Origin of the sequence: Methanomethylovorans sp., from assembly GCF_041305605.1 — an archaeon.
In the GTDB taxonomy this organism is placed as follows: Archaea; Halobacteriota; Methanosarcinia; order Methanosarcinales; family Methanosarcinaceae; genus Methanomethylovorans.
The window spans coordinates 1-22967 of record NZ_JBFYLB010000132.1; the positions used below are offsets into that span (position 1 = coordinate 1).

27 protein-coding genes are annotated in these 22967 nt (G+C 42.1%); 17 read left to right on the top strand and 10 right to left on the bottom strand.

All coding sequences use genetic code 11. The features are described 5' to 3' along the window. From ACCM36_RS08135 to ACCM36_RS08160, 6 genes are all read left to right on the top strand, one after another. On the top strand, nt 1-653 hold a 653-nt coding region (locus ACCM36_RS08135; RefSeq protein ID WP_370573251.1), incomplete at its 5' end, for an HVO_0476 family zinc finger protein. Next, entirely contained in the window at nt 620-1288 is a 669-nt protein-coding gene (locus ACCM36_RS08140; RefSeq protein WP_370573252.1) for a protein-L-isoaspartate O-methyltransferase, read from the top strand. The genes ACCM36_RS08135 and ACCM36_RS08140, both read left to right, overlap by 34 nt. A gap of 117 nt (nt 1289-1405) precedes the next feature. Continuing rightward, the gene (locus ACCM36_RS08145) at nt 1406-1861 is read left to right on the top strand and encodes a bifunctional nuclease family protein (protein WP_370573253.1); all 456 of its coding nucleotides are present in this window, start codon (nt 1406-1408) and stop codon (nt 1859-1861) included. Nucleotides 1862-1908: 47 nt separating this feature from the next. Further along, nucleotides 1909-2619, top strand: coding sequence for a DUF1614 domain-containing protein (locus ACCM36_RS08150; RefSeq protein WP_370573254.1), 711 nt, complete (start codon nt 1909-1911; stop codon nt 2617-2619). Nucleotides 2620-2663: 44 nt separating this feature from the next. Beyond that, entirely contained in the window at nt 2664-3485 is an 822-nt protein-coding gene (gene hisF, locus ACCM36_RS08155; protein ID WP_370573255.1) for an imidazole glycerol phosphate synthase subunit HisF, read from the top strand. 16 nt (nt 3486-3501) lie between these two features. Further along, a complete protein-coding gene (locus tag ACCM36_RS08160) occupies nt 3502-3789 on the top strand; it encodes a MazG nucleotide pyrophosphohydrolase domain-containing protein (protein WP_370573256.1) in 288 nt (95 codons plus the stop codon). Nucleotides 3790-3811: 22 nt separating this feature from the next. Here the strand turns inward: ACCM36_RS08160 and ACCM36_RS08165 are convergent, their stop codons facing one another. Continuing rightward, nucleotides 3812-4708, bottom strand: coding sequence for a cation diffusion facilitator family transporter (locus ACCM36_RS08165; RefSeq protein ID WP_370573257.1), 897 nt, complete (start codon nt 4706-4708; stop codon nt 3812-3814). Nucleotides 4709-4976: 268 nt separating this feature from the next. Between ACCM36_RS08165 and ACCM36_RS08170 the strand changes: the two genes are divergently transcribed. From ACCM36_RS08170 to ACCM36_RS08190, 5 genes are all read left to right on the top strand, one after another. After that, the gene (locus ACCM36_RS08170; RefSeq protein WP_370573258.1) at nt 4977-5942 is read left to right on the top strand and encodes a hypothetical protein; all 966 of its coding nucleotides are present in this window, start codon (nt 4977-4979) and stop codon (nt 5940-5942) included. Next, nucleotides 5939-6235: a hypothetical protein gene (locus ACCM36_RS08175; RefSeq protein ID WP_370573259.1), complete on the top strand. Its 297-nt coding sequence runs from the start codon at nt 5939-5941 to the stop codon at nt 6233-6235. The genes ACCM36_RS08170 and ACCM36_RS08175 overlap by 4 nt, the downstream gene beginning before the upstream one ends. A gap of 90 nt (nt 6236-6325) precedes the next feature. Next, nucleotides 6326-8773 (top strand): DUF3656 domain-containing protein, encoded by a 2448-nt coding sequence (locus ACCM36_RS08180; protein WP_370573260.1) that lies wholly within the window; start codon nt 6326-6328, stop codon nt 8771-8773. After that, entirely contained in the window at nt 8770-9204 is a 435-nt protein-coding gene (locus tag ACCM36_RS08185; RefSeq protein WP_370573261.1) for a nucleoside 2-deoxyribosyltransferase, read from the top strand. The genes ACCM36_RS08180 and ACCM36_RS08185 overlap by 4 nt, the downstream gene beginning before the upstream one ends. 27 nt (nt 9205-9231) lie before the next feature. Continuing rightward, complete coding sequence (locus tag ACCM36_RS08190) at nt 9232-9477, top strand: pro-sigmaK processing inhibitor BofA family protein (RefSeq protein WP_370573262.1); 246 nt, start codon at nt 9232-9234, stop codon at nt 9475-9477. Here ACCM36_RS08190 and ACCM36_RS08195 read toward each other — a convergent pair. Both ACCM36_RS08195 and lysS read right to left on the bottom strand, forming a co-directional pair. After that, nucleotides 9388-10137 carry a class I SAM-dependent methyltransferase gene (locus ACCM36_RS08195; RefSeq protein WP_370573263.1) on the bottom strand — a complete coding sequence of 250 codons (750 nt, stop codon included), beginning with the start codon at nt 10135-10137 and terminating at the stop codon, nt 9388-9390. The two genes, ACCM36_RS08190 and ACCM36_RS08195, sit on opposite strands and share 90 nt — an antisense overlap. Then, on the bottom strand, nt 10112-11704 hold the full coding sequence (gene lysS, locus ACCM36_RS08200) for a lysine--tRNA ligase (protein WP_370573264.1): 1593 nt from the start codon (nt 11702-11704) through the stop codon (nt 10112-10114). The genes ACCM36_RS08195 and lysS overlap by 26 nt, the downstream gene beginning before the upstream one ends. A 198-nt stretch (nt 11705-11902) precedes the next feature. Here lysS and mtaA point away from each other — a divergent pair, with 198 nt between their 5' ends. After that, nucleotides 11903-12934: a methylcobamide:CoM methyltransferase MtaA gene (mtaA, locus tag ACCM36_RS08205; protein WP_370573265.1), complete on the top strand. Its 1032-nt coding sequence runs from the start codon at nt 11903-11905 to the stop codon at nt 12932-12934. Nucleotides 12935-13142: 208 nt separating this feature from the next. Then, nucleotides 13143-13400 (top strand): hypothetical protein, encoded by a 258-nt coding sequence (locus ACCM36_RS08210; RefSeq protein WP_370573267.1) that lies wholly within the window; start codon nt 13143-13145, stop codon nt 13398-13400. Here ACCM36_RS08210 and ACCM36_RS08215 read toward each other — a convergent pair. From ACCM36_RS08215 to ACCM36_RS08245, 7 genes are all read right to left on the bottom strand, one after another. Then, a complete protein-coding gene (locus tag ACCM36_RS08215) occupies nt 13366-14145 on the bottom strand; it encodes a C15orf41 family protein (protein WP_370573268.1) in 780 nt (259 codons plus the stop codon). The genes ACCM36_RS08210 and ACCM36_RS08215 overlap by 35 nt on opposite strands. Beyond that, nucleotides 14126-14686 carry an endonuclease III domain-containing protein gene (locus ACCM36_RS08220; RefSeq protein WP_370573299.1) on the bottom strand — a complete coding sequence of 187 codons (561 nt, stop codon included), beginning with the start codon at nt 14684-14686 and terminating at the stop codon, nt 14126-14128. The genes ACCM36_RS08215 and ACCM36_RS08220 overlap by 20 nt, the downstream gene beginning before the upstream one ends. A gap of 158 nt (nt 14687-14844) precedes the next feature. Further along, nucleotides 14845-15222 (bottom strand): hypothetical protein, encoded by a 378-nt coding sequence (locus ACCM36_RS08225; RefSeq protein WP_370573269.1) that lies wholly within the window; start codon nt 15220-15222, stop codon nt 14845-14847. 14 nt (nt 15223-15236) lie between these two features. Continuing rightward, the gene (locus tag ACCM36_RS08230; protein WP_370573270.1) at nt 15237-16085 is read right to left on the bottom strand and encodes a ribose-phosphate diphosphokinase; all 849 of its coding nucleotides are present in this window, start codon (nt 16083-16085) and stop codon (nt 15237-15239) included. 70 nt (nt 16086-16155) lie between these two features. Next, complete coding sequence (gene moaC / locus ACCM36_RS08235; RefSeq protein ID WP_370573271.1) at nt 16156-16647, bottom strand: cyclic pyranopterin monophosphate synthase MoaC; 492 nt, start codon at nt 16645-16647, stop codon at nt 16156-16158. A gap of 3 nt (nt 16648-16650) precedes the next feature. After that, complete coding sequence (locus tag ACCM36_RS08240) at nt 16651-16836, bottom strand: hypothetical protein (RefSeq protein ID WP_370573272.1); 186 nt, start codon at nt 16834-16836, stop codon at nt 16651-16653. Nucleotides 16837-16842: 6 nt separating this feature from the next. Then, nucleotides 16843-18315 (bottom strand): NAD(P)H-hydrate dehydratase, encoded by a 1473-nt coding sequence (locus ACCM36_RS08245; protein ID WP_370573273.1) that lies wholly within the window; start codon nt 18313-18315, stop codon nt 16843-16845. Between the two features lie 89 nt (nt 18316-18404). On the opposite strand from ACCM36_RS08245, the gene ACCM36_RS08250 reads away from it, so the two are divergent. The 4 genes from ACCM36_RS08250 to hisE all read left to right on the top strand — a co-directional run bounded on the left by ACCM36_RS08250 (nt 18405) and on the right by hisE (nt 22942). After that, the gene (locus tag ACCM36_RS08250; protein WP_370573274.1) at nt 18405-19901 is read left to right on the top strand and encodes a DHH family phosphoesterase; all 1497 of its coding nucleotides are present in this window, start codon (nt 18405-18407) and stop codon (nt 19899-19901) included. Between the two features lie 479 nt (nt 19902-20380). Beyond that, nucleotides 20381-21103 (top strand): YkgJ family cysteine cluster protein, encoded by a 723-nt coding sequence (locus ACCM36_RS08255; protein ID WP_370573276.1) that lies wholly within the window; start codon nt 20381-20383, stop codon nt 21101-21103. A gap of 52 nt (nt 21104-21155) precedes the next feature. After that, entirely contained in the window at nt 21156-22442 is a 1287-nt protein-coding gene (locus ACCM36_RS08260; protein WP_370573278.1) for a 3-isopropylmalate dehydratase large subunit, read from the top strand. Between the two features lie 200 nt (nt 22443-22642). Then, nucleotides 22643-22942, top strand: a complete 300-nt coding sequence (gene hisE / locus ACCM36_RS08265) for a phosphoribosyl-ATP diphosphatase (protein ID WP_370573279.1) — start codon at nt 22643-22645, stop codon at nt 22940-22942. Nucleotides 22943-22967: the final 25 nt, after the last annotated feature.

The following is a 22967-nucleotide window of genomic DNA, read 5'->3' on the forward strand; positions in this document are numbered from 1 at the left end:
TTATGAACGAAGAAGTCGAAGTTGTATGTCCTTCCTGCTCACCACGTCATCCGGTGCTGCATGAAGTCTTGAAATCCGGTGTGAACCCCGTGGTAAAATGTTTAGAGTGTAGTAGTGTCCATCCAACCATAATAGAAACTCCTAAGGCCGTCGATATTAAGGTAATTGTAAGTAGGGGGGAAGTTTCCTTTCCTTTGCGTACCCGTCTGCAGACAGACTATATAGTCCGCGTTGGTGACGAGATGTTCATCGATGACGAGTCTTCTGATGAGGTCTATCCTGTAGTTATAACAGCCATAGAATCAGGTCAAAAAAGGCCTGAAGCAGCTAAAGTTATAGATATTGACTCTCTCTGGGGCAGGGCCATAGATGAGGTATGTGTGAAGATAGCAATTCATGAGGGCACTATCACAAGGTCTGTTATCAAGCAGGTCCCCGGAGGTTATCAGTTTACCATTGGTTCGAACGAAAAGGCCGGTCCAGATGAGTTCAAGATCATAAAAATTAAGGTAAGAGATGGTACTTTCAAATCCCGTGACGGTATTGTTATAGAAGCAAAAAATATAACACGTATCTTTGCAAACCCTGTTCATAGAAGATCATGGGGAAGTGGTACCTCGTGGAGTTCGCGAAGGAGAGAGCAGAGCTGGTAGCTCGTCTTAAAGTACATGGTATAAGCGAAAAAGTACTTAACTCAATGCTTAATGTGCCCAGGCATCTTTTTGTTCCTGCTGTACATATATCAAGTGCTTATGTGGACACGCCACTTAACATTGGATATGGACAAACCATTTCTGCACCTCACATGGTAGCTATCATGTGCAATCTTCTTGACCTGCAGGAAGGTCATAAAGTTCTGGAGATAGGTGCCGGTTCAGGGTATAATGCTGCTGTCATGGCTGAGGTCATAGGAAATACAGGTACAGTGTATTCTACTGAAAGAATACCAGAACTTGTAAAATCCTCAAAAAGTAATCTAAAGGCGGCTGGCTATCGGAACGTGAAGGTTAATCTTTCAGATGGGTCTATAGGGTTGCCTGAGCACGCACCTTATGACAGGATATGTGTAACGGCGTCAGCACCCTCCATTCCCGAACCTTTGGTCCAGCAGCTTAGATCCGGGGGGAGAATGGTTATTCCGGTTGGGGAAATGTTCCAGTCTCTCTACCTCGTTATGAAAAAGAGTGACGGCACTGTGGTTAGTAAAGAATGGGGTGGGGTAGTTTTTGTTCCTTTAATTGGAAGACATGGTTTTCATTTCGAGTCAAAGCCCTATAGGCATCATTGAAAATTTCATTTCATTTGAACAAATCTGCTGTTCATATATCAGAGAGAGGAGTTTTGATGGCATATCTATATGAGATATGTTGAACAATAGTTGATGATAGGGGACAGTGTTCTAATCATGGGAAATGAGGAAGGTGTAAAGGAAGTTTTTGTAAAAGGTATTTTCCTCGTAAATATGCTGGGTGGTACATCTCCTGCAGTATTGTTGGAAGGTGGGGATGGTTTAGTGATGCCTATTCATATTGGTCAGGCTGAAGCAGTGTCAATTGATACGGTGATACGCAATGAGACACTTCCCCGTCCTATGACTCATGACCTTCTGGTATCTATTCTTGAGCGTATGGAAGTTGAAGTTGACAGTGTGTTCATCGATGATAAAATAGATAATGTATATTATGCCCGCCTGGTGCTCAACAATGGTGGGAAACGTATGGAATTTGATGCAAGGCCAAGCGATTGCATTGCCATAGCTTTAAGAAAAGGTGCTCGTATCATGATATCTGAGGACTTGATCATAAGTGATGCTGTGAGCAAGGATCTGCTCAAAGGGGCACGTTCGCTATCTCTGTATTGACCTAATAATTTCAAAAAACATATATAGTGTTCAGTTAATGTTCCTGTATGAGGCACAGGATATTCTATAATCCTTTTACGATGGTTTTTACTTTTGTGCTGTTCCTTTTACTCTCGATTAGTGTCTCCTTTCTCTTTTTAGGACTAGTAAGTTCTGCTTTTGTAAAACTATTCAATTTTGGCTGGGGTTATGCTTTCCTTCTTCTTTTTATATGCCTAATTGGCAGCAATATCAATGTCCCTCTCACTACATTGGAAACCCTGGTGCCCATTCCTAACGGCAATTTCGTCAGGGTCTTTGGTGTAAAATATCGCATACCTTTCAAGGAAAGTTTTATCAGAAAGACAACGGTAGCTGTGAACATTGGAGGAGCGGTTATACCCACCCTTGTATCGGTATATCTTCTTTATAGGTACCCTGGGGCTCTAATATATTCTATATACGGGATAATTATCGTAGCCCTAATTACCAAACAGGTAGCGCGTCCTGTAAAGGGAGTGGGGATAGTGACACCTGCATTGGTGCCCCCCCTGGTTGCTGCACTGAGTTCCATACTAATAATCTCTCAATTTCCTGCAAATCCTGAGTTCATTTTCATAATTGCATACACAGGTGGAACCATAGGTACTTTGATCGGAGCAGACCTGCTCAACCTGCGCGGCATAGCAAAGATAGGTGCTCCTGTGGTTAGTATAGGTGGAGCAGGAACTTTTGATGGTGTCTTCCTTGCAGGCATTATAGCTGTGCTCTTGGTCTGAGGGATTCATAATCTATTAATACGAGTTTCCCTTGATAATGCATTATGCTCACAAAAAGAATAATTCCCTGTCTCGACGTGACACTTGATGAAGCAGGCGGCACCGTGGTCAAGGGTGTCGAGTTCGTGGACCTGAGAAAAGCAGGTGATCCTGTGGAACTTGCCAAGCGCTACAATGAACAAGGCGCCGATGAACTGGTATTTCTGGATATCACAGCTTCTCATGAGGGCAGAGGCACTATGATCAATGTGATAGAAAGGACTGCAGATGAGGTTTTTATTCCTCTTACTGTGGGGGGTGGTATTAATTCAATTGAGGACATCCGGCAGATCCTCAGAGCTGGTGCTGACAAAGTTTCTATCAACACTGCTGCAGTGAAAAATCCAGACCTTATCAGGCAATCATCAGAGATATTCGGTTCCCAATGCATTGTCACTGCCATCGACTGCAAGCGCAATCCGGATGTTGAGAACAATCCGGATAAGGTTATACTGGAGCTTGAAGATGGTACTCCTGCATGGTACGAAGTTGTTATCTACGGAGGCAGGAAACCCACAGGTATCGATGCGGTGCAGTGGGCAAAAAAGGTAGAAGAACTGGGCTCAGGTGAGATCCTGCTGACCAGTATGGATAAGGATGGCACATATGATGGTTTTGACATCCCTGTCACAAGAAAACTATCTGAGGAACTGGATATCCCTGTGATAGCATCAGGCGGTGTGGGCAATCCACAGCATATGTATGAAGGCTTCACTAAAGGCAAAGCTGATGCTGCATTGGCTGCAAGCATCTTCCACTTCGGAGAATACACTGTGCAGGATGTAAAAGAGTATCTCAAGGAAAGGGAGATACCTGTCAGGCTGTAATTTTGGAGATGTTGTAATGGAGATCAAGGAATTCCAGCAGCTTATGTATGATTTGTACGCTCATAATGACAGGAAGCGCGGTGCGGCTGCTACCATGCTCTGGCTAGTAGAGGAAGTGGGTGAACTCGCAGAGGCTGTACGCAGAAATGATACCGAGAACATAAGGGAAGAACTTGCGGATTGTTTTGCCTGGGTCGGTGCCCTGGCAAACCTTTATGATGTTGATCTTGAATTAGCTTTTCTGGAGAAATACCCGCTTGTATGTCCCACTTGTGGCAAAAATCCATGCGTATGCATAGACTGATCTGCAATAAGCAACTCATAGATCACATATAGGGTTCGCAATGAATGTAGAGAATGCTATTTTTTCCATACTTCTCGCGTAAGCGATTCTCTACTTCAGTGCATATATCATGAGCTTCGATAAGGCTAAGGTTCTTATCTACCTGGATATGCACATCAGTGGCAATATTATTGCCTACCTTCCTTGTTTTAAGCTTGTGGAAGTCTTTAACACCATTAGTTGATGCAATAATATGCTGTATGCCCTCAATGACGTCTTTTTCAGGAGCGGCCTCAGTAAGCTCATTTGTACTCTTATATGTGATATCGAATGCAACCTTGAATATGAAGAAACTTAATATTACCGCAGCAATTGGGTCGAGAATTGCCCATTTACCCCCAAGAACTATTGCTCCGCCAATTCCCAGCATTGTTCCCACTGAAGAGAATGCATCTGAGCGGTGATGCCATGCATTTGCAACCATTGCATTACTTTTGATCGTTTTGGCATAACTCAAAGTGTATCTGTATAAGAATTCCTTTGTAAGGATAGAAAACACTGCAGCAATGAAGGCTATCATTCCAGGTTGTTCAAGTTTTCCACCATTAATTACCAAAAGAATTTTGCTCAAACCACTAGCGAGAATCTCTACTCCTATTATAAAAAGCACAATGCCTACAAAAGCTGCGCACAGAGTCTCTATTTTGCCGTGACCGTAGTGATGATTATTGTCCGCAGGTTTTCCTGCAGCCTTTAGACCCACAATTACAACAACATCAGTTATAAAGTCGGAAAGTGAATGAACAGCGTCTGCGATCATTGCTGCACTGTTACCTAAAATTCCAGCAATGAACTTAAAAACAGTCAGGACAATGTTTATTATCATCCCATTTACGGTTACTTTTACTGCGGTTCCACTTCTTTCGTTCTCTGTGTGCATACGATTGGATGCTCCATTGAATCAAATAAAGATTAATATCTCTCTATTTAACTCTTTGTGTATTTTTTGAGCACCATTTTCTTTTTTGAATCCCTTTATTACTTATTATTTCCTTTATTTATTAAGTATTTGAAAATATGTTTTGTCATCCTATCTCTTATAGGTGTTTATTTTAACTCTCATCCCTTATTCATCTATTTTTTTTTATTTCTAGTGTAATTTAAATAGAAAGAAGACAGAATTATCATATACACTTGGAGTGGTGCATATGCTTAACAATGTTAAAAAATACTATGTCATGATGCTCTTGTTGGCATTAGCTCTCTTTGGTAGTGGCTGTGTCAGGGATTTTGATGAAGCGTCTTCACTATTTATCACAGATACCGAGTTGTCAGCGGATAAAGTGACCACTTCTTTTGTCAATCTTAATGTGACCACTTATATTTTACACGAGGGTGGCGCTCAGAAAAATGATACTTTACTGCAACTGAAGGTATTTGACAGTAATACGGGTTTTCTCAAGTTGCGTGAGGTTAGTGATGTAGGTCCGATAAAAGAAGGCGAAACATCTCCAGTGTCTCAGTCTATCAGGTTGCCCAAGGAAGGCAGATACAGGTTAGAATTCTTTTTGTCAGAAGGCAACAAAACAAAATCTACAGCAGAGATTTATCTGAGTGGCCTTGAAAGCTTGAAGACAGATGTGCAGGAAATAGGTATAGGCATAGATGGCATGGATTTTCTGGTTAAAAAGGTTGTAGGTAATAATGTTGTGATAGAAAATGATATCTATTTAACTAATTCAGGTTCTAATGTCAGTGAAAACTATAAGATGCTTGTCAAAGCCCGTGAAATGGATGCACGTCTTATAGCGAATAAAGTCTGGACCACTACCGGGACTATCGGTCCGGAAGAGACTGTGATCAGAAGTGTAAACCTTACGGTACCTGACAACTATAATTATGTTGTGGAGGTCATCATCTGGAAGGACAACACAATAGTAAAGCGTGGAGAGGATTACGTCCAGTTGAACCCTCAAAAGGTTATTGATAAGAACAAGACTGTAGAGTCAAAGGATGTTGTTACAAGTGATTTTATTGTGGAAGAACCTACAACTTGGGGAGAGCCTTCATATGAAGTACCTTATGAAGAAACAGGAACTCCCGGATTTGGTTCAGGTCTTGCTATAATATCTATAATTGCAGCATTGATCATGTTCAGGAGGAAATCTGCATGAGTGGGGATTTAGAAGAAACTGGAATTATGGGACAGGTACCATCTACTGCATCTGTAAAGGCGAAAGATAAGAAGGCTTCTTCAATAGAGGATTATTTTAGAGGAGGTTTATTCGTACTGGTAGCTCTTCTGCTTGCAATTTCCTCTCTTCAGTTCTATGGTTCTATAAACGATGTGATCTACACATGGTTCAAGTCGGAATATATTCCCATCATCAGGGCTGGGTTCAATCTTGCAGTAGTAGTTTTCTGTTTGTATGTTATCAAATTCCACCTGATGAAAAAGAATATATGATTTTTCCATCTTTTTTGCTCTAAGTGCTGGCCGGAAACTTCAAAGTCTTCTGGCTATCTTTTATATATTGTGACATCATCACAAACCCCCATGCTACATATCCCTGAACTTCTGGCCCCTGCCGGTGATATGCTATCTCTTAAGGCTGCTGTGGAAAATGGTGCAGATGCAGTGTATCTGGGTGTTAAGAAGCTCAGTGCCAGAGCATACGCTTTTAATTTTTCCCTCGATGAGCTGGAACAGGCTATCGATTATGCTCATCTCAGAGGGGTGAAGGTATATGTTACAGTGAATACTCTTATAAAAGATGCAGAATTTTCTGAAGCTGCCCGAACACTGCAGAGTATTGCAGCATATGGGGCAGATGCCGTAATAGTGCAGGATATGGGCTTGCTTTCTTTCTTATGCGAACTCCTCCCGGAACTTCCTGTACATGCAAGTACCCAGATGACAGTCCATAACACTGAAAGTGTGCGTTTACTTGAAGATCTGGGTGTAAAAAGAATTGTGCTGGCACGAGAACTATCGCTTGAAGCCATTGGTTCCATATGTGATAATACACAAGCAGAACTTGAAGTATTCATTCATGGTGCCTTATGTATCTGTTATTCAGGACAATGTTTGTTTAGCAGCATGATCGGTGGGAGAAGCGGTAACAGGGGGTACTGTGCCCAGCCTTGTCGAAAGCAGTATACCTTGAAGAAGAACGGAAGAGTAGTAAGTGTCCAGAGTAATTTCCTGCTAAGCCCAAAGGATCTGAACACTTCAGAAATCCTGCCCCATCTTATTGAAGCTGGTGTTTCGTCTTTTAAGATAGAAGGAAGGATGAAACGACCCGAATATGTGGCAGGTGTAGTGGGTATTTACAGGCGGCTTCTGGACCGGTATGCTGCAGACCCCACAGGTTATTTTGTATCCGGGGAAGAGTTTAGGATGCTTGAACAGCTTTTTAACAGGGGTTTCACCCATGGCTATCTCTCGGGAAAACCACGCGTTGAGCTGATGGACCATGGTGTGCCATATAATCGGGGGGTTCTGGTGGGCACTGTAAGGGGGCAGTCTGGAGGAGGGTATGTAAGCCTTAAATTGTCAGGTTCTCTTAACGTCGGTGATGGAATAGGCTTTTCATGTGGGGATGTGGGTGAGACCGTTACCAGAATATCCTACGGGGGCAAACCGCTCACCTCTGCTGATAAAGGCATGATCGTGGACCTGCTTCTTTCCAACTCTGTATCCGCAGGCACGCAAGTTTACAGGACTTCTGATACCTCTCTTCTTAAGTCCATGGAACGATCTTTTGATTCTCAAACACCTGTACGCAAAGTGGCTGTGAGGCTTAAGCTTATTGCTATCAAAGGCAAACATCTGGAACTGAATTTTCAGGACAGCGATAACAATATAGTAAGAATAATCTCGGAATACATTGTAGAGCCCTCTCAGAAAAACCCAACAACTAAAGGGGATATGGAAAAACAGCTCTTAAAGCTTGGAAATACTGTTTTCCATCCGGTCTCACTGGAAGTTATCTCAGACCTGGATATTTTTGTTCCTATCAAGGAACTGAACAATATCCGCAACAATGCTGTTCAGGAAATGGACAAAATAAGAACAAGCAAATGGAAACGTATATTTGAGCGCTTTATTTTTTCACTTCCTCCTCACCAAGAGCAAAATCTAGGAAAACCTTTGCTGGCTGTCAGTGTGAATACTCTAGATGGTTTGTTATCTGCAGTTGATGAAGGCGCAGATCTCATTTATTTTGGAGATGAGAACTACCGTGACCATACGAAAGCCAAATTCAAAGAAGCACATGATGTTGTATTTAGGGCAGGCTGCAGGATATATCTCACAACACCATCTATTGTTTGGGATTATGAAATGAATGAACTGCAATTGCTCATCCGGCAGGCTCTGGAAGTCGGTTTCCATGGAGTGCTTGTTGGTAATCTTGGTGTTCTTAGATTAGTACAACAGATAGGTTGCAATTTTATTGTTGATCATCACCTTAACATTTTGAACCATAGGACGGTCTCATTTTTCAAGAGATTAGCTGCTGAAGCGGTGGTATTATCTGCGGAACTTACTCTGGAACAGATTTCATCTTTAAGTAGGTATGGCAATGTGGAATGTATGGTGCATGGCGACCTGCAGCTCATGGTCACAGAAAATTGCATTGTTGGAAGTTTGCTGGGAGGTAAAGGCAATGCCTGTTGTATGCCTTGCAGAACAAACAATTTTACAATAATGGACGAGAAAGGTTTTGAATTTCCATTATTGATGGATGAACACTGTCGGACCCATATTTTCAATTCCAGGGAATTATGTCTGCTGGATGATATTTCCAGCTTTGTTAAAGCAGGTGTTCGCAGATTCAGGATAGATGCAAGGTATATGGGCGTACAAAAAGTGCAAGCAGTTGTAGCTGCATACAGACAACGCATAAATGAATGTGTTTCTCAGGAAGCGATTTCTGGTCTTACATGCAGGGACCTGTCTGATAAATATACAAAAGGGCATTATTTCAGGGGTGTATTATGAAGGTATTCTTTTCAGGTTCAATCCGGGGAGGGAGGGAATTGTTGTCAGTTTACCAATATCTTTGCACATTTATCGTGTCTGAGGGCCATGAAGTGCTTAGCGAGCATGTGGTGGACCCTCAGCTTGAAGACATTGAATCTTCTATGACAGAGCAGGAGATCTTTACAAGAGATATGGACTTATTAGGTCACAGTGCATGCCTTATTGCAGAGGTTACCATTCCTTCCATTGGGGTTGGCTATGAGGTATGTAGCGCGGTTCAAAGGAATATGCCAGTGCTATGCCTGTACAGATCAGGTTCACATGTATCATCTATGATCCTGGGCAATCGTAATGTTGTCCTGCAAGGGTATTCCATACGGGAGGAACTTGACTCTATAGTGTTAGGTTTCCTTGCCTCGCTGCAAGTAAAATATAGGGACAATAGTTAAATATTTATTCTGCCTTATATACTATACATGGTAACAGAGATCATAATTGTCCTGGCTGCAATAGTAATTGCATACCTGCTTTATAAAGTCCTAAAGACTGTAAAGAACATGGTCGTCAATACTATCATGGGCTTGCTGGTACTTGTGATAGCCAACACTGTTTTCGGACTGGAAATAGCATACTCATGGGTCGTGGTTCTCACTTGCGCGATCGCAGGTGTTGTTGGGGCCATCCTTGTAATCCTGCTGAACTATGCAGGCATCTTTTTCTGATGATACGCGCATAACGGCACTTATCATGTGCCGGATATACTTCTCTCCTCTATACTTCTTTTCCAATAGATTATTTTTCAGTTCAAGGAATTCGAATCCTTTGAAAAGTGTTCTTATTTCTTCCAGAGTGAAGTAATGGTAGAGTATCCCATGTTGACGCACAAAAGTATGTTCTTCTACTTCCTCTCCTCCAAATCTCATATCCTGAGAACCAAACACCTCAAAAAAGACCAAACCATTTGATTTCAAAATTCTTTTTATCTCTGAGACTGCAGTGTATCTCCCCGATTCGGTCAGGTGCTGCAGCACTCCCAGGCATATAACAGCATCAAAAGTCTCTCCCTTTAAGGGTAGGTGAGTAAGGCTTGCAGTGGCATAATCAGCTTTTCGATTATGTTTTTCCAGGTAATCCTTTGCTCTAGTCAAAGCTGTAAATGAAATATCTATGCCTGTCGTGCTATAGCTGGAAGAAAGGGGTAATAAATGTCTTCCGCATCCGCATCCAACATCCAGTACTTTGCTTCCCGTAGGAAGCCTTTCTGTTATATGGGACGTTGAGCCAGCACATCCCCATTGCAGATGCCTGTACTCCTTTTCCCATGCAAAAATATGTTCTTTTTCTATCAATTCTATATTATGGCCTGTAACTTGCAGCTTCACTGAATCTCTTTGCAAGGAAGTCCTTTTCCATTGATGAAAGGAACCATCCGGCTTTGGGGCCGGATTGTTGTCCCAAAACTGCCAGGTAAATAGCTTTGAACATTTCGGTGGGTTTTACTTCCAAGTTATCGGAAGGAATTCCTATTATACGTGCCATCTTAGTGTTAAGTGATGACCCCTTCTCCTTCGAAGAATAGACCAGATTATGATAATCTTCCCCACTTAGCTCTTTCGCCGCATCAATTTCCTCGGACAACGCTTTAAGGAAAGCTCTCTGCAAATCGTTCAGTGTTGCAGCCTGTACGGGAATTTCTTCCTTCACACTGAACTTCACCATGTCAGGAGCATACATTTCAAGCCATTTTCCTACATTTTCAGCAAGTTCCAGGATACACTTTTCATTCTTCGTGCTGTATCCTGATCTTTCCACTATCTTCATTACCTTGTCAAGATCGCCATGAGCCACCTGATAAATGGTGATCATATGCCTGAATGGAATGTCTGTATGGCATATGCCAGCTGCATGTGATAGTTCTTTAAGTCTTTTGCTATAGCTGGATTCTTCGGTGTCAGCGCTCAGTTTTTCATATTCATCCACCAGGTTTAACAGAGGCAGGGATGGATCGAAACGAATATGTTTTTCAGGTTTTGTTCTTATTATGAGATACCTAAGGATCTCTGGTGGGAGCACTTCCAGCATTTCGGATATTGATACCACTACGCCGCTTGAGGAGGACATTGCCCCTTTTGTACCCAGCATGATCCATTCATATACTACCGGATATGGTGCCTTATATCCGTATATCTCTTCACTTATGGCTTTACCTGTATCGTAGGATCCACCCTTGGAAGCATGATCCTTTCCAAAAGGTTCAACAGTTACACCCAACACGCCCCAGCGGGCGGGCCAGTCCACACGCCAAGTGAGTTTTCCTCCCCCTCGCATTGACACTGTTCCGGAGTCGCCACAAGAGCAGACGTAATCCACTGTCTCTGAATTGATATCAAAGCCAGTTACTTTTGTGGTTGTAAGCCGGGCACATTTCTTACAGATCGGATTAAAGGGGCTCCAATCTGCTGTGACCTCCTTTCCGGAATGTTTCTGGAGAATATGTGCTATCTTGTCCCTATTGAGGAGTGCTGTCTTGATGCTTCCAACATACATTCCCTGCTTATACATCTCGTCAGCACGGTATATTTTGGGATGGATTCCTAAGCGGTCCAGAGCTGTGTAGAAAGGCTTGAGAAAATGCTCTGCATAACTGGTACATTCACCGCATGGGCATGGTATTTCTGAAATGGGTTTTCCCACATGTGGTGCAAAACTTTCATCCAGGAAAGGATATACTTTCCTCAGAGGGTCGTATGTGTCAGCAACATATATTATCTCTGCATTTGCTCCCTGGTCCAGCAGAGCGCGGTATGTTGCATCTGCTGTAACTACTTCTCTCATGTTCCCGATGTGTATGTGTCCTGAGGGAGTGATGCCAGTTGCAACCAGGTGCTTTTTTCCGCTCCCGATTATTTCCTCTGCCATGACATCTGCCCAATGCGTGATATCTGTCATATTAGTTCACCAAATTCATGATAATGATGCTTTATGAAATTATATACTATTATTTTAGGGCTGTGGTGTGACGATATATGTAAGTGCGAGTTTCACATTTCAGCCAATTTTTATTATTATATCATATATATTACTCTTACTGATTGGTTTTTATCTACCTATAACATAAACTCTATCATTCAATGCAGGGCGATAAATATGCAATCACTTACTCTTAAAGAACGCTTTGTCCGAGCCCTTAAAGGAAAGGAAGTAGACAAAGTACCGGTGTGCTCGGTCACACAGACAGCAACAGTTGAAATGATGGAAGTAACCGGTGCAAAATGGCCTCAGGCCCACTACGATCCGGAAAAGATGGCCACTCTGGCGATCGCAGGTCATAAGCTGGCTGGTCTGGAAGGCATAAGGTTTCCCTTCTGTACAACTGTAATCGCACAAACCTTAGGGTGTAAGATAGATGAGGGAAACATCGATACTCACCCATATCAATTGAGTTTCCCATGCGCCGATGTAAAAGATGTGAAAAACATAAACGTTCCCGAGGACCTTTGTGAAAGTGAGAGAATATCCACTGTTCTGAAAGCAGCAGAGATTGTAAGGGCGAGAGTGGGAGAAGATGTACCTTTGATCGCTGGTATGATCGGACCGGCAGCAGTTGCTTTTTATCTGGCAGGTGCAAAGAACTATCTTATGTGGTGCATTCAACACCCAGAAACTATACAGGAACTCATGGAGATCGGTACTGAAGTATGTATAGAGTATTCAAATACACTCTTTGAACATGGAGTAGATGCTGTAAACCTCTCTGATTCCGAGGCTGGGCCTGATATATTTCCATCTCCCATGTTTGAATCCATGGTGCTTCCACAGTACAGGAAGCTTACTTCCAGATTACATGGGCTTTCAGTATTGCATATATGTGGAGATGCCACAGAGATACTCGATCAGATGGCAGTATCAGGGTTCAATGGACTGAGCATTGAAGAAAAGGTCAATGTAAGATATGCACGGCACATCATAGGGGACAGGGCATGTTTGATCGGTAACGTTTCACCTACAATGACCCTTCTCTCAAAGTCACCTGAATCCATAAAAAAGGAGGCTAAGCAATGCATCGAGGACGGAGTGGGTATACTTGCCCCAGGGTGCGGTATTGAACCCCATACCTCAATCGAGAACCTGCAGGCATTTGTGAATGCGAGAAACGAATATTATCAAGGGCATGTATAGTGAACTGTTCGTTTTTCACGAATATTGGTATTTTCACTATATAATGGCCCATTCGGTATTGTAAACAACTATCCGTATGTTAATCTCTAATTCATCCCTTTGAGGGGTCAAATTGTTGTTTGCTCAGTCACTGGCCTTCACATGAGAACAAATGTTCGCACAAGTACGAATCGAAAGAGTTAATTAGTAGTATATGCTCTTTTCTTCAATGACTCGTATCACGCCCGAAGGAGAAAGGAACAGTCTTTCAGTCATGAAGGACATATTCATGCTGTATCGGATGCGGGACCCTGCAGGCAATGAGCTTGCCTCTCTTATTGAAATGCTGGGCACTCATGGTGCTATTGCATCTGCCCCGGTTCTTTATGATGAGGGTGACCATCCAGAAGATGATGAAACAGACACTAATGCTACTCAGGCCGTGCTCATCTTTACCGGTGAACTCCAAAGTTCAGCAGTTCAATAACCTTTTTTTCATATTCCTCAAAGAACGGATAGCTTTTGATAATATGTCCGTTATTTTCAAGAGTGTCCAGAAAACCATACCAATAGACAACTAATCCATGACCACACATTTGTTCGTAATGGCTGAACTGTTTTTTCATATAATACTTGTGTTCCTGCTCATCCCCGAACATCGCCTTACTTTCTATCCATGAGACTTTTTTTCCTTCCAATGTAATAGATTCAGGTAGCAAGAAGTCCGGAGTTTTAGTCATACTCTGTTCTCTTAATTGATCCTCGGTCAGGAAATCTATTTTATGAGCCTTTAACCAGAGAGAGATTATTTCCTCTCCAAGCTTTCCTTTTTCCAATTGCAGGCTATGTGCACGGGGAGAAAAGAAATGATCATTTTCAAGTGCTTCTGTGATCTCTTTACTCAAACGGCTACTTTCAAGCCTCTCCGGAAAATTGAAAGCAATTTTTTTAGGTATGTTCAACTCTTTCAGGATAAGGGAAGCCATCAATGTGGCAGGTATCCTGTTCATTCCAGCCATTTCAACTATGGTTTTACCACTGTTCCATTGTTCCAGTTGTACAGGTCCGCTTCTCTTTAAGTTGCTAAATTTCGATTTCACCATAGTTACTGTCTTTTGAGACAAAATCGTATAAGCAATGCCAGGATGTATCTCAAACCTTTTGGCTACAGATCCGACATCCGCTATATCCCATAGGGACTGATATATCTCTTCATATCTGTTTTTTTCCATGGACTGTCCCTTTCCTGTGACCATTTACTAAGATACATTCATTACAACGCTTTTTTCCACAGTATGATTTTGCATATTCAACGACAAGTGCATGGTATTCTTTGAACATACCAACGTCATGGGGAAGCAGGTTTTCAAACATTTCTTGCAGTTGTTCATAATTCCCTTCCACGCCCATACAGCCCATAATGCGTGTAGTATACGCATCGATCACAAATTTAGGTTTGTCAGCAGCATACAATATTATACTATCTGCAGTTTCATTGCCAACACCGTTCATAGATAACAAAATTTTACGTAACTGGTCCATGGGAAGCTTGAACAGTTCATCCATGTCATTTTCTATCATAAACTGTGCTGCATTTTTTAACCTACTGGCTTTCTGTCGATAGAATCCGCAGCATCTTATCATCCTTTCCAGTAAGGTAATATCTGCTTTGGCAAGATCATATGGTTCAAGCATTCCTGCTCGTCTTAGGTTTCCTATGGCTTTTTCTACGTTGGACCACTTTGTCTGCTGTGTTAGAAAAGTGCCTATTATTACTTCAAATCGCGTTTGTGCAGGCCACCAATACTGCGGCCCAAATTCTTTTAGAAGTAACTCGTATATTTCATGGAGGTCATTTTTTTCTATTTCTGAGGGTAACAGAGGATCATCATCTCCAAAGCTTTTCTCAGTTTTCAGAAAAGTCTATAACATCACTTTTTATATGTTCTATCCTTCTTTATTTTATCGTGGGTTTCGATAACAGTTGTATTTTTGTCACTTTCAGTTACCTTCTCAAAGTGTTTTTCGATCTGCATATCCTGTATAGCATTTTGAAAACAATTTTCTGGTTCTTTTTCAGGCATCTCTGGACTGCCGATATCTCTTCCTAATTTTGTCCTCGTATTTTCTATGTATGTATCCAGGATCACTCTGTCAGAAAGCGTTGTTTTGTGGGAACTTCCGTATCCTATAATGCAATTAGCTTCTTTAGTGCGCCAATCCACATGATATAGATGGCATTGTTTTCCTTTGCAACTTGATTTTCCGTCAAGAGGACACTTTACAGGCAATCCCACAATGATAGCCAATAATGATTCTTGGTTTAGATCTTCTTTATAGAACCGGCAATAAGGGGTGCCACGCTCACAGAACTCTGTGCCTTCTCCAGTGTGTCCGTAGCTATGATATCACGGACACCAGCATTAAAAAGGCGTAACACTGCATTTTTTGCCAATACGGGATGTACACATGCAAGATAAACATCTCTTGCACCCTGTCCCTTGAGAAGTTTTATAGATTCTGCCATTGTACCGCCTGTAGCTATCATGTCATCCACCAGAACAACATCCCTGCCAGAGACATCCATATTCTTCGTCTTGATGGTTACGGTGTCTCCCGAGAGCCTGGTCTTTTCAAGGTGATCATACTGAAGACCAACGCCCTTTGCTGTATTCTCTGCAAGGTTCACAGCACCTATGTCCGGAGCTACTATCAATGGATCTTTCAGTTGGAGGGAGCTTATATACTTGCCTATGACATCTGATGCGTCCAGGTCAAATGCATCAGAACTGAAATAATCCAGGATACTTGGCTTGTGGATATTTACAGTAAATATTCTGTCTGCAGATATGGCTCGAGCTACGGCTCTTGCGCTGATAGGCTCTCCACATTTGAACTTCTGATCTTGGCGTGCGTATCCCATATAGGGGATGACAACGTTCACTACCTGTGCATCTTCACAGGCATCTATCATAAGTAGCAGTGCCATGAGGTCAGAATCTGTTGCAGTACTCTGTATTATGGTTACTTCGTCCATAGGTTCTTCCATTATACGGGTATAAATCTCCCCATCGGGAAAACGGTTGAACTCACACAGAGTTGGTTCAATGTTCATTTCCCTTGCTACGCGGGTAGCAAGTGCCTGTGATGCCGGCCCTCCTATTATCTTCAATTTAAGTACCTCATGAAATTGTTTACTGGATCTTTTATGATCTGATTTTCCTACTCTACTATGTCTTATGTTAATTAGTTTTGGTTCCCTTTATCTTTTCGAGCACGCTTATGTTCTGTATGGATGTGTTGGGATAATTGCCTGTATTATCTTTTTCTGCAGATTTCACCATATCCCATACTGTAAGTAGTGCGATCGAGACGCCAGTAAGAGCTTCCATTTCTACTCCTGTTCTGCCAACAGATCTTACTTCAACGTTAGCTACTAGTGACTTCTCTCGGAATGAAAAGTTTACGTCCACTGCTGTTATAGGTATCTGGTGGCACATTGGTATCAGTTCCGGCGTTCTTTTTACTCCAAGTATAGCCGCCGTTCTGGCAGTGGCCAATACATTTCCTTTTTCTATATTTCCATTTTTAATTCTCTCAAGAGTTGAGTCAGAAAGTAAGATCTCACCGACTGCTCTTGCACGTCTTTCAACAATATCTTTGATACTTATGTCCACCATTATGGCTCTATCATCCTTCAGGTGGCTTAATTTTGTTTCCAAGGGAACCACCATCAATCAGTCTATACGCAATTTTTGCCTCTGTTGATAGTCCTCAACAATATTCTCTAATTTCTCTCTAAGATCTTTAGCTTCATCAACAGTCAATTTGAGTATTTCCTCGTCTTCTGCATGGGTAATTATTATTCTTACGTTTTTTCTCTCGATATCAACGCTGATCTTCCGTTTCTCATCTTTTGCCATTATAATTCACTCCCTCATTACATCAGTTATCCTTTCTATTATATCGGTAGCCAGTAATCCATACCCTTTATCTTTGAATGCAAGGTCTCCCGCAGTTCCATTTATATACGCTGCGCAGGCTGCAGCTTTCATTGGTGGATTGATGGCTAAAAGTGCACCTGTGATACCTGCAAGCACATCTCCGGTGCCACCTACACTCATTCCTGCATTACCTGTCCGGTTAAGCATAACTTTCCTTCCATCAGAGACAATATCTACTTTTCCTTTGAGGAGGGTAACTACTTTCTTTTCTCTGGAAAATGCCATTACTTCCTCTATCCTGTTATTTATCTCCGTAGAGGTTTCTATTTTTCTTATTCGTGCGAACTCTCTGGCATGGGGTGTAATTACTACTTCAGAATAAGTGCCTTTAGTTTCTTCGAGGGCAGGCAATGCATCTGCATCAAGGACTAGTTTTTTGCACAGGGGAATTATTCTGCGTGCAGTTTCAACCACTTCTTCATCATTCCCAAGGCCCATACCCATAACAATCACATCGTGCTGATAAGCAAGTTTTGTGACCAGCGGTATATCTTCACTGCAAAGTCTTTGGCTTGATAGACAACGTACAATAAGATCAGGAGAGAACGATGCGATGGTACCAGCTACATTGGCTGGAGCTGCCACTGTTACAATATCAGCTCCTGTTCTGAGTGCTGCCAGGGCTGCCAAGGCAGGAGCTCCTGAATAAGCACCTCCGCCAATGATTAGTATTCTGCCAGCTTGTCCCTTATGGGAATCAGGGGTTCTTATATTCAGAGTCCTCAGGTTCCCTATGCCTGTAAAACTTTCAGCATGAGAACAAATACCTATGCTTGAGACCTTTACCTCTCCTGTGTAATAGAATGCGACAGGTGTGCTCAATTCTTCTTTCATTTTATGGAAGGTAATTGTCAGGTCTGCTTTGACACATTTTACCTGTTCGCTCTTTGTGTCTGGTGTCCCAGAAGGCAGATCAATGGCTATCACGTATTTCCCGGATAAATTGATAAGTTCTATTGCCGAAGCTTCAGGTTCTCTTATCTTCCCTGCTACGCCAGTTCCAAGTATCCCATCAACTATGACATCGGCATTATTGATCAATTCGGATAGTGACACATCTCCAGGGTTTGTTATCTCTTTTATATTATTGATCTTGCAATGTCTAAGCAGCAGGAAGTTTCTCTTTGCTTCTTCAGTGCGGATGGAGGCTACATTCCCTAAAAGTATCACATCGACCTGAAATTGTGGGTATTCGCAAAGGTGGCGTGCAGCTACAAAAGCATCTCCTCCGTTGTTCCCTCTGCCCGCAACTAGCAATATTTTCCCTCCGGAGAAACGATCTCTTATCTCTTTTGATATTGAAGAACCTGCGTTCTCCATGAGCTGGATGGGTAAAAGACCAAGCTGCGCACAATTTGCATCAATGGCTTTCATTTCTTCCCAGGTGATGGAATCCATAGTTACCTATTAATCCATTGTTTGCATTCTATTTATTCATTGATATGTCCCGAATCCAGTAATTAACCGAAGATCATGGTTTAACTGTGATGAAGTTTAACGGAGGTCGTCCTATTAACGCCAGCACCAAAGAGATGAATGCCATGGACAAGTCCAAAATAAAACCACTTTATCTTGTCCTAGGCAGCGGTAGTTTAGGTTTCGCTCTTGTAAAAGAGCTCAAGGAACGTGATAAGGAATTATTTGTAGTAGACAAGGACCCTCAAAAGGTGGAAACCCTAAGGGAAGAAGCTTATGATGCTATGGTAGGCGACATCAGCGATCCGGAAGTTCTGGAAAAGATCAACACCAAAAACCTAGCAGCTATAATGATCCTGAGTTCTGACCCGCTGGCTAATAAAGCGGCGCTGGCAAATATACGAAAGAAGGTTTCACCTGATGTTTATTGTGTAGCCCGAGCCTCGGATGCCATCAACATGCAGGAAATGGAAGCCCTTGGGGCTGACCTTGTGATCATTCCTCCTAAGGTCGTGGCAAAATCCCTCGCAAGATCTCTGGAAAGAGCCGAGTCCATGTTAAGGGGGAACAAACTTGTCCAGTGGTTCAACGGGCTAAGGGGGAAAACAATGGCAATAGTCGTACACAATAATCCGGATCCAGATTCAATCTCCGGTGCTCTTGCTTTACAGGAGATCGCTAAAAGTTTTGATGTAGTTTCGGATATTCTTTACGGCGGAGAAATAGGCCATCAGGAGAACAAAGCCTTTGTGAATTTGTTGGGTATAGACCTTTTCAAGATGGAAGATCGTGATATCTCAAATTATGATAAAGTTGCTCTTGTAGATTGTGCAGTCCCGGGTTCCAATAATAAATTGCAACCTGGCACTCATATAGGTGCTGTCTTTGATCATCATCCGGTTGGTGATACACATATCGATGCTGAGTTCATTGATATACGTCCGAATGTAGGTGCTTCGGCAACCATCCTTACCAAATATCTTCAGGAATTAAATATAGATATCGACCAGAAGCTTGCAACTGCTTTGCTGTATGGTATCCGTACTGATACTCTGGACTTTAAAAGGAATACGGATCCGTCCGATCTTTCTGCAGCATCTTTTTTGTATCCTCTTTCTGAACATGACATCCTTGATCAGCTTGAGCGTCCTTCCATGTCCACGGAAACTCTGGATGTGTTGGGTGAGGCAATTCTCAACAGGCAAATATATAGCGGTTATCTCATCTCTAATGTAGGAAGCATCAGGGACAGGGATACATTGCCTCAGGCAGCAGACTATCTGTTGAACCTTGAAGGAATATCTACTACCTTGGTCTTTGGTGTATCAGAGGACACAATTTTCATTTCGGGCAGAAGCAACGACATACGTGTGAACCTTGGTGATGCCATGAAAAAGGCATTTGGCGAAGGTTCCGGTGGTGGTCATGCTAATGCTGCAGCTGCGCAGATCCCTCTGGGTGTGTTCAGTGTTGCAAAAGACAGGCAAACTTTGCTCAAGCTTGTGAACGAGTCAGTTGTTAAAAGGTTCCTTAATGCGGTGGGTGTGGAAGAGTCAAGCAAGAAATAGTCTGTAGAGGATTAATTTCTTTTTCCTCTTTATTTTCTTATCTATCCTTTGTTTTTGTCTTTAGCTGTTACATAAGTTTATTCTATATTTTGCTCTGTAACTACTAGATGCATCATGTTACTGCGGCTATATGTGTTTCTTGCGTTTTCATATTTATTCATACAAACTTCTATTATTATGAAGATGGTGTGCTTATGTATGAATTTATATGAACAGGCAGAGGAAATCGTTTCATATTTGTATGAAAGTTATTATTCTATATTTATCTTCACAATCGGTTAATTTGTATTCTTTGTCCTTTGCATTTTGTGCTCTTGTTCAATTGTTAGAACAATTTCTATACGTCTGCATTCTATTATCTTTTTTGTAGAGTAGATATAATATCACAGACCTTCAATAATATTCATTATTATATACACTTATTATAATAGGGATTGTCCGACATCTTGATTACTAATCTTGCATCAATACAACCTACAATGTCGTTTCCAGATCAATACAAAAATCTCCTTCTGGAATATGCCAGAAAAGAGCTTCATAAAGCATCTGAGTTGAAAGTCGAAACCATTGGCTCGCAAATCAGGGAAATAGGATTCTTATGCACACAATGCGGGAGTTGTTGCAGAGGCTATCACAGTGACAACCGGGTAATGCTGCTGCCACAGGATATTTTGAATCTGTCTAAAAACAGTAGTTTATCCGCAGCAGAATTTGTATTACCTTTTATTGCGGCTGAAGTTGAAGACGCTCTAAATGGTATTTCTGATCTCTCTGGTCTCATTCCGTATCTCGATAAAGACGGGAATGTACACAGTTTTGGATGGATGCTCAAACGCAAGAAACACGGTGACTGTTTTTTTCTTGAAAGAGGGGATCTGCCATATAAATGTGCTATCTATGATTTTAGACCTGCTCTCTGTCAGACGTATCCTTTTTACCTAGAGGAATGCGAGCTTCATACTTCGGAATGTGAAGGATTAGGGTCAAGTATATCATATGAGGATAGCCTTTTACTTGCCAGGTTGGTGCTCAAAAGGTACATGCTTGAACTTGAAGAGCGTATCTTGGTATATCAGCGATATGAGCATTTCGAGCCAATGGACACAAACGTTGGCTTTTCTCTGGAAAGGTTCAAAAAGGGGCATGTATTTTATATAGTGCATGACAGTGAAGGGACTCATCGCATATGCGAGCGTATGTAATCCCTATTGTCAATCTCTTTATTTATAATGAAAAATTAGAACGTTGATCACCATGTCTGAGAACATCGATTATCCAATGACTATTGCCGAGAAGATCTTCTCCAAAGCATCGGGGAAAACCGTAAAAGCAGGCGAATTCGTACTTGCAGATATTGATCGTGCAATGACGCATGATATCACTGGTCCTCTTGCAATTGACGGTTTTTATGAGATCATGGAAAGCAAGCAAGAGAAGAAAGTGTGGGATTCCAGCAAGATAGTTATCATTTTTGATCACCAGGTGCCTGCAGATTCTCTTAATGCTGCAGCAAACCACATAAAACTGCGCAAGTTCGCCCAGGAGCAGGGTATCCTTAATTATGATGTATATGAAGGTATCTGCCATCAGATAATGCCTGAAAAAGGGCATGTAAGGCCCGGTGACCTTGTAGTTGGTTCAGACTCACATACCTGCGCATATGGTGCTATCGGCGCTTTTTCCACAGGTATTGGTTCGACGGACATGGCGGCTGTCTTTGCTACCGGCAAGCTGTGGTTTAAGGTCCCTGAGACCATAAGGTTCGAAGTGGAAGGTAAGCTGCCAAAAATGGTGTACTCTAAAGACCTGATACTGCACCTTATAGGTGACGTGGGTGTGGAAGGAGCCCGTTATCAGGCTGCAGAGTATGCTGGATCAACCATACATAATATGTCAATTTCCGAGAGGATGACTATATCTAATATGGCTATAGAGATGGGTGGCAAAGCTGGTATAATCGAAGCAGATGAGACAACTGAAGCTTACCTTAAGGAGCGCATTCCTGATTATAAATTTGATCCACGCTGGAAACCTGATGAAGGTGCAACCTACACTGAGGTAAGGAAATATGATGTCTCTAAGCTTGAACCACAGGTAGCTTGCCCTCACAACGTTGACAATGTAAAGCCTGTTTCAGAAGTCGAAGGCACAAAACTTAACCAGATATTCGTGGGTTCATGTACCAACGGCAGGTTCGAAGATATTGAAATCGTAGCAAAGATAATGGGTGATGAACCGGTTGCCAAAGGTGTCAGGCTGCTTATTATCCCTGCTTCAAGGACAGAATACCTCAAAGTCCTAAAAGCCGGTTATGTGGAACAGTTCATGGAGGCAGGTGCCATAGTGGAAGCTCCGTGTTGTGGTCCATGTATGGGCGGTTCTTTTGGATTGCTAGGTGATGGTGAAGTAGGGCTTGCAACATCTAACCGTAACTTCAAGGGCAGGGAAGGAAGCCCGGCATCATTTGTCTACTTGAGTTCCCCTGCAACTGCTGCAGCCTCAGCTCTTACCGGTGAGATCACAGATCCGAGGAAAATTTGAGGTATTGAGACCAAAAGAAATAAATACATTTCTTCAGTGATAATTTGGCTAAGACGTTGGTTCTACCAATACCCGTCATATTGGATGGATTAACTCCAACGTCTTCACATTAAATTCTATTTTTGGACCAACAGGGAAAACTCTTTACACAAAGACCGCTTCAGTGCATGCACTTCGTATTCATTCTGATGAGGTGAACCATGTCCGACGCTGATCTTTCTGTCCTTAATGAAGTGTATGATGTTATCCGTGACCGCAAGCTGAACCCTGTAGAAGGTTCATATGTATGTTCCTTGCTCAATCATCGAAAAGGCATCAACAAGATCCTTGAAAAAGTTGGAGAAGAAACCATAGAAACCATTCTGGCGGCAAAAGAAAAAGAAAAAGGACATATCGTTTCTGAATCCTCTGATCTCCTATTCCATTTGCTGGTTATGTTTGCAGCGCTTGATATCTCTCTTGAGGACATTGCCGAGGAAATGAAGAAGAGAAGAAAATAATTCTCTTTTTATTTCTCGTATATCA

Excerpts from the sequence above, each read along its gene's own strand:
- ACCM36_RS08180 (WP_370573260.1), top strand. The coding sequence starts at position 6,326 with ATGCTACATATCCCTGAACTTCTGGCCCCTGCCGGTGATATGCTATCT.
- ACCM36_RS08175 (WP_370573259.1), top strand. The coding sequence starts at position 5,939 with ATGAGTGGGGATTTAGAAGAAACTGGAATTATGGGACAGGTACCATCT.
- ACCM36_RS08160 (WP_370573256.1), top strand. The coding sequence starts at position 3,502 with ATGGAGATCAAGGAATTCCAGCAGCTTATGTATGATTTGTACGCTCAT.
- ACCM36_RS08260 (WP_370573278.1), top strand. The coding sequence starts at position 21,156 with ATGTCTGAGAACATCGATTATCCAATGACTATTGCCGAGAAGATCTTC.
- ACCM36_RS08150 (WP_370573254.1), top strand. The coding sequence starts at position 1,909 with ATGAGGCACAGGATATTCTATAATCCTTTTACGATGGTTTTTACTTTT.
- ACCM36_RS08240 (WP_370573272.1), bottom strand. The coding sequence starts at position 16,836 with ATGGCAAAAGATGAGAAACGGAAGATCAGCGTTGATATCGAGAGAAAA.
- ACCM36_RS08165 (WP_370573257.1), bottom strand. The coding sequence starts at position 4,708 with ATGCACACAGAGAACGAAAGAAGTGGAACCGCAGTAAAAGTAACCGTA.
- ACCM36_RS08245 (WP_370573273.1), bottom strand. The coding sequence starts at position 18,315 with ATGGATTCCATCACCTGGGAAGAAATGAAAGCCATTGATGCAAATTGT.
- ACCM36_RS08145 (WP_370573253.1), top strand. The coding sequence starts at position 1,406 with ATGGGAAATGAGGAAGGTGTAAAGGAAGTTTTTGTAAAAGGTATTTTC.
- ACCM36_RS08170 (WP_370573258.1), top strand. The coding sequence starts at position 4,977 with ATGCTTAACAATGTTAAAAAATACTATGTCATGATGCTCTTGTTGGCA.
- lysS (WP_370573264.1), bottom strand. The coding sequence starts at position 11,704 with ATGACAGATATCACGCATTGGGCAGATGTCATGGCAGAGGAAATAATC.
- moaC (WP_370573271.1), bottom strand. The coding sequence starts at position 16,647 with ATGGTGGTTCCCTTGGAAACAAAATTAAGCCACCTGAAGGATGATAGA.
- mtaA (WP_370573265.1), top strand. The coding sequence starts at position 11,903 with ATGCAATCACTTACTCTTAAAGAACGCTTTGTCCGAGCCCTTAAAGGA.
- hisE (WP_370573279.1), top strand. The coding sequence starts at position 22,643 with ATGTCCGACGCTGATCTTTCTGTCCTTAATGAAGTGTATGATGTTATC.
- ACCM36_RS08190 (WP_370573262.1), top strand. The coding sequence starts at position 9,232 with ATGGTAACAGAGATCATAATTGTCCTGGCTGCAATAGTAATTGCATAC.
- ACCM36_RS08255 (WP_370573276.1), top strand. The coding sequence starts at position 20,381 with ATGTCGTTTCCAGATCAATACAAAAATCTCCTTCTGGAATATGCCAGA.
- ACCM36_RS08185 (WP_370573261.1), top strand. The coding sequence starts at position 8,770 with ATGAAGGTATTCTTTTCAGGTTCAATCCGGGGAGGGAGGGAATTGTTG.
- ACCM36_RS08215 (WP_370573268.1), bottom strand. The coding sequence starts at position 14,145 with ATGGAAAAAAACAGATATGAAGAGATATATCAGTCCCTATGGGATATA.
- hisF (WP_370573255.1), top strand. The coding sequence starts at position 2,664 with ATGCTCACAAAAAGAATAATTCCCTGTCTCGACGTGACACTTGATGAA.
- ACCM36_RS08250 (WP_370573274.1), top strand. The coding sequence starts at position 18,405 with ATGAAGTTTAACGGAGGTCGTCCTATTAACGCCAGCACCAAAGAGATG.
- ACCM36_RS08210 (WP_370573267.1), top strand. The coding sequence starts at position 13,143 with ATGACTCGTATCACGCCCGAAGGAGAAAGGAACAGTCTTTCAGTCATG.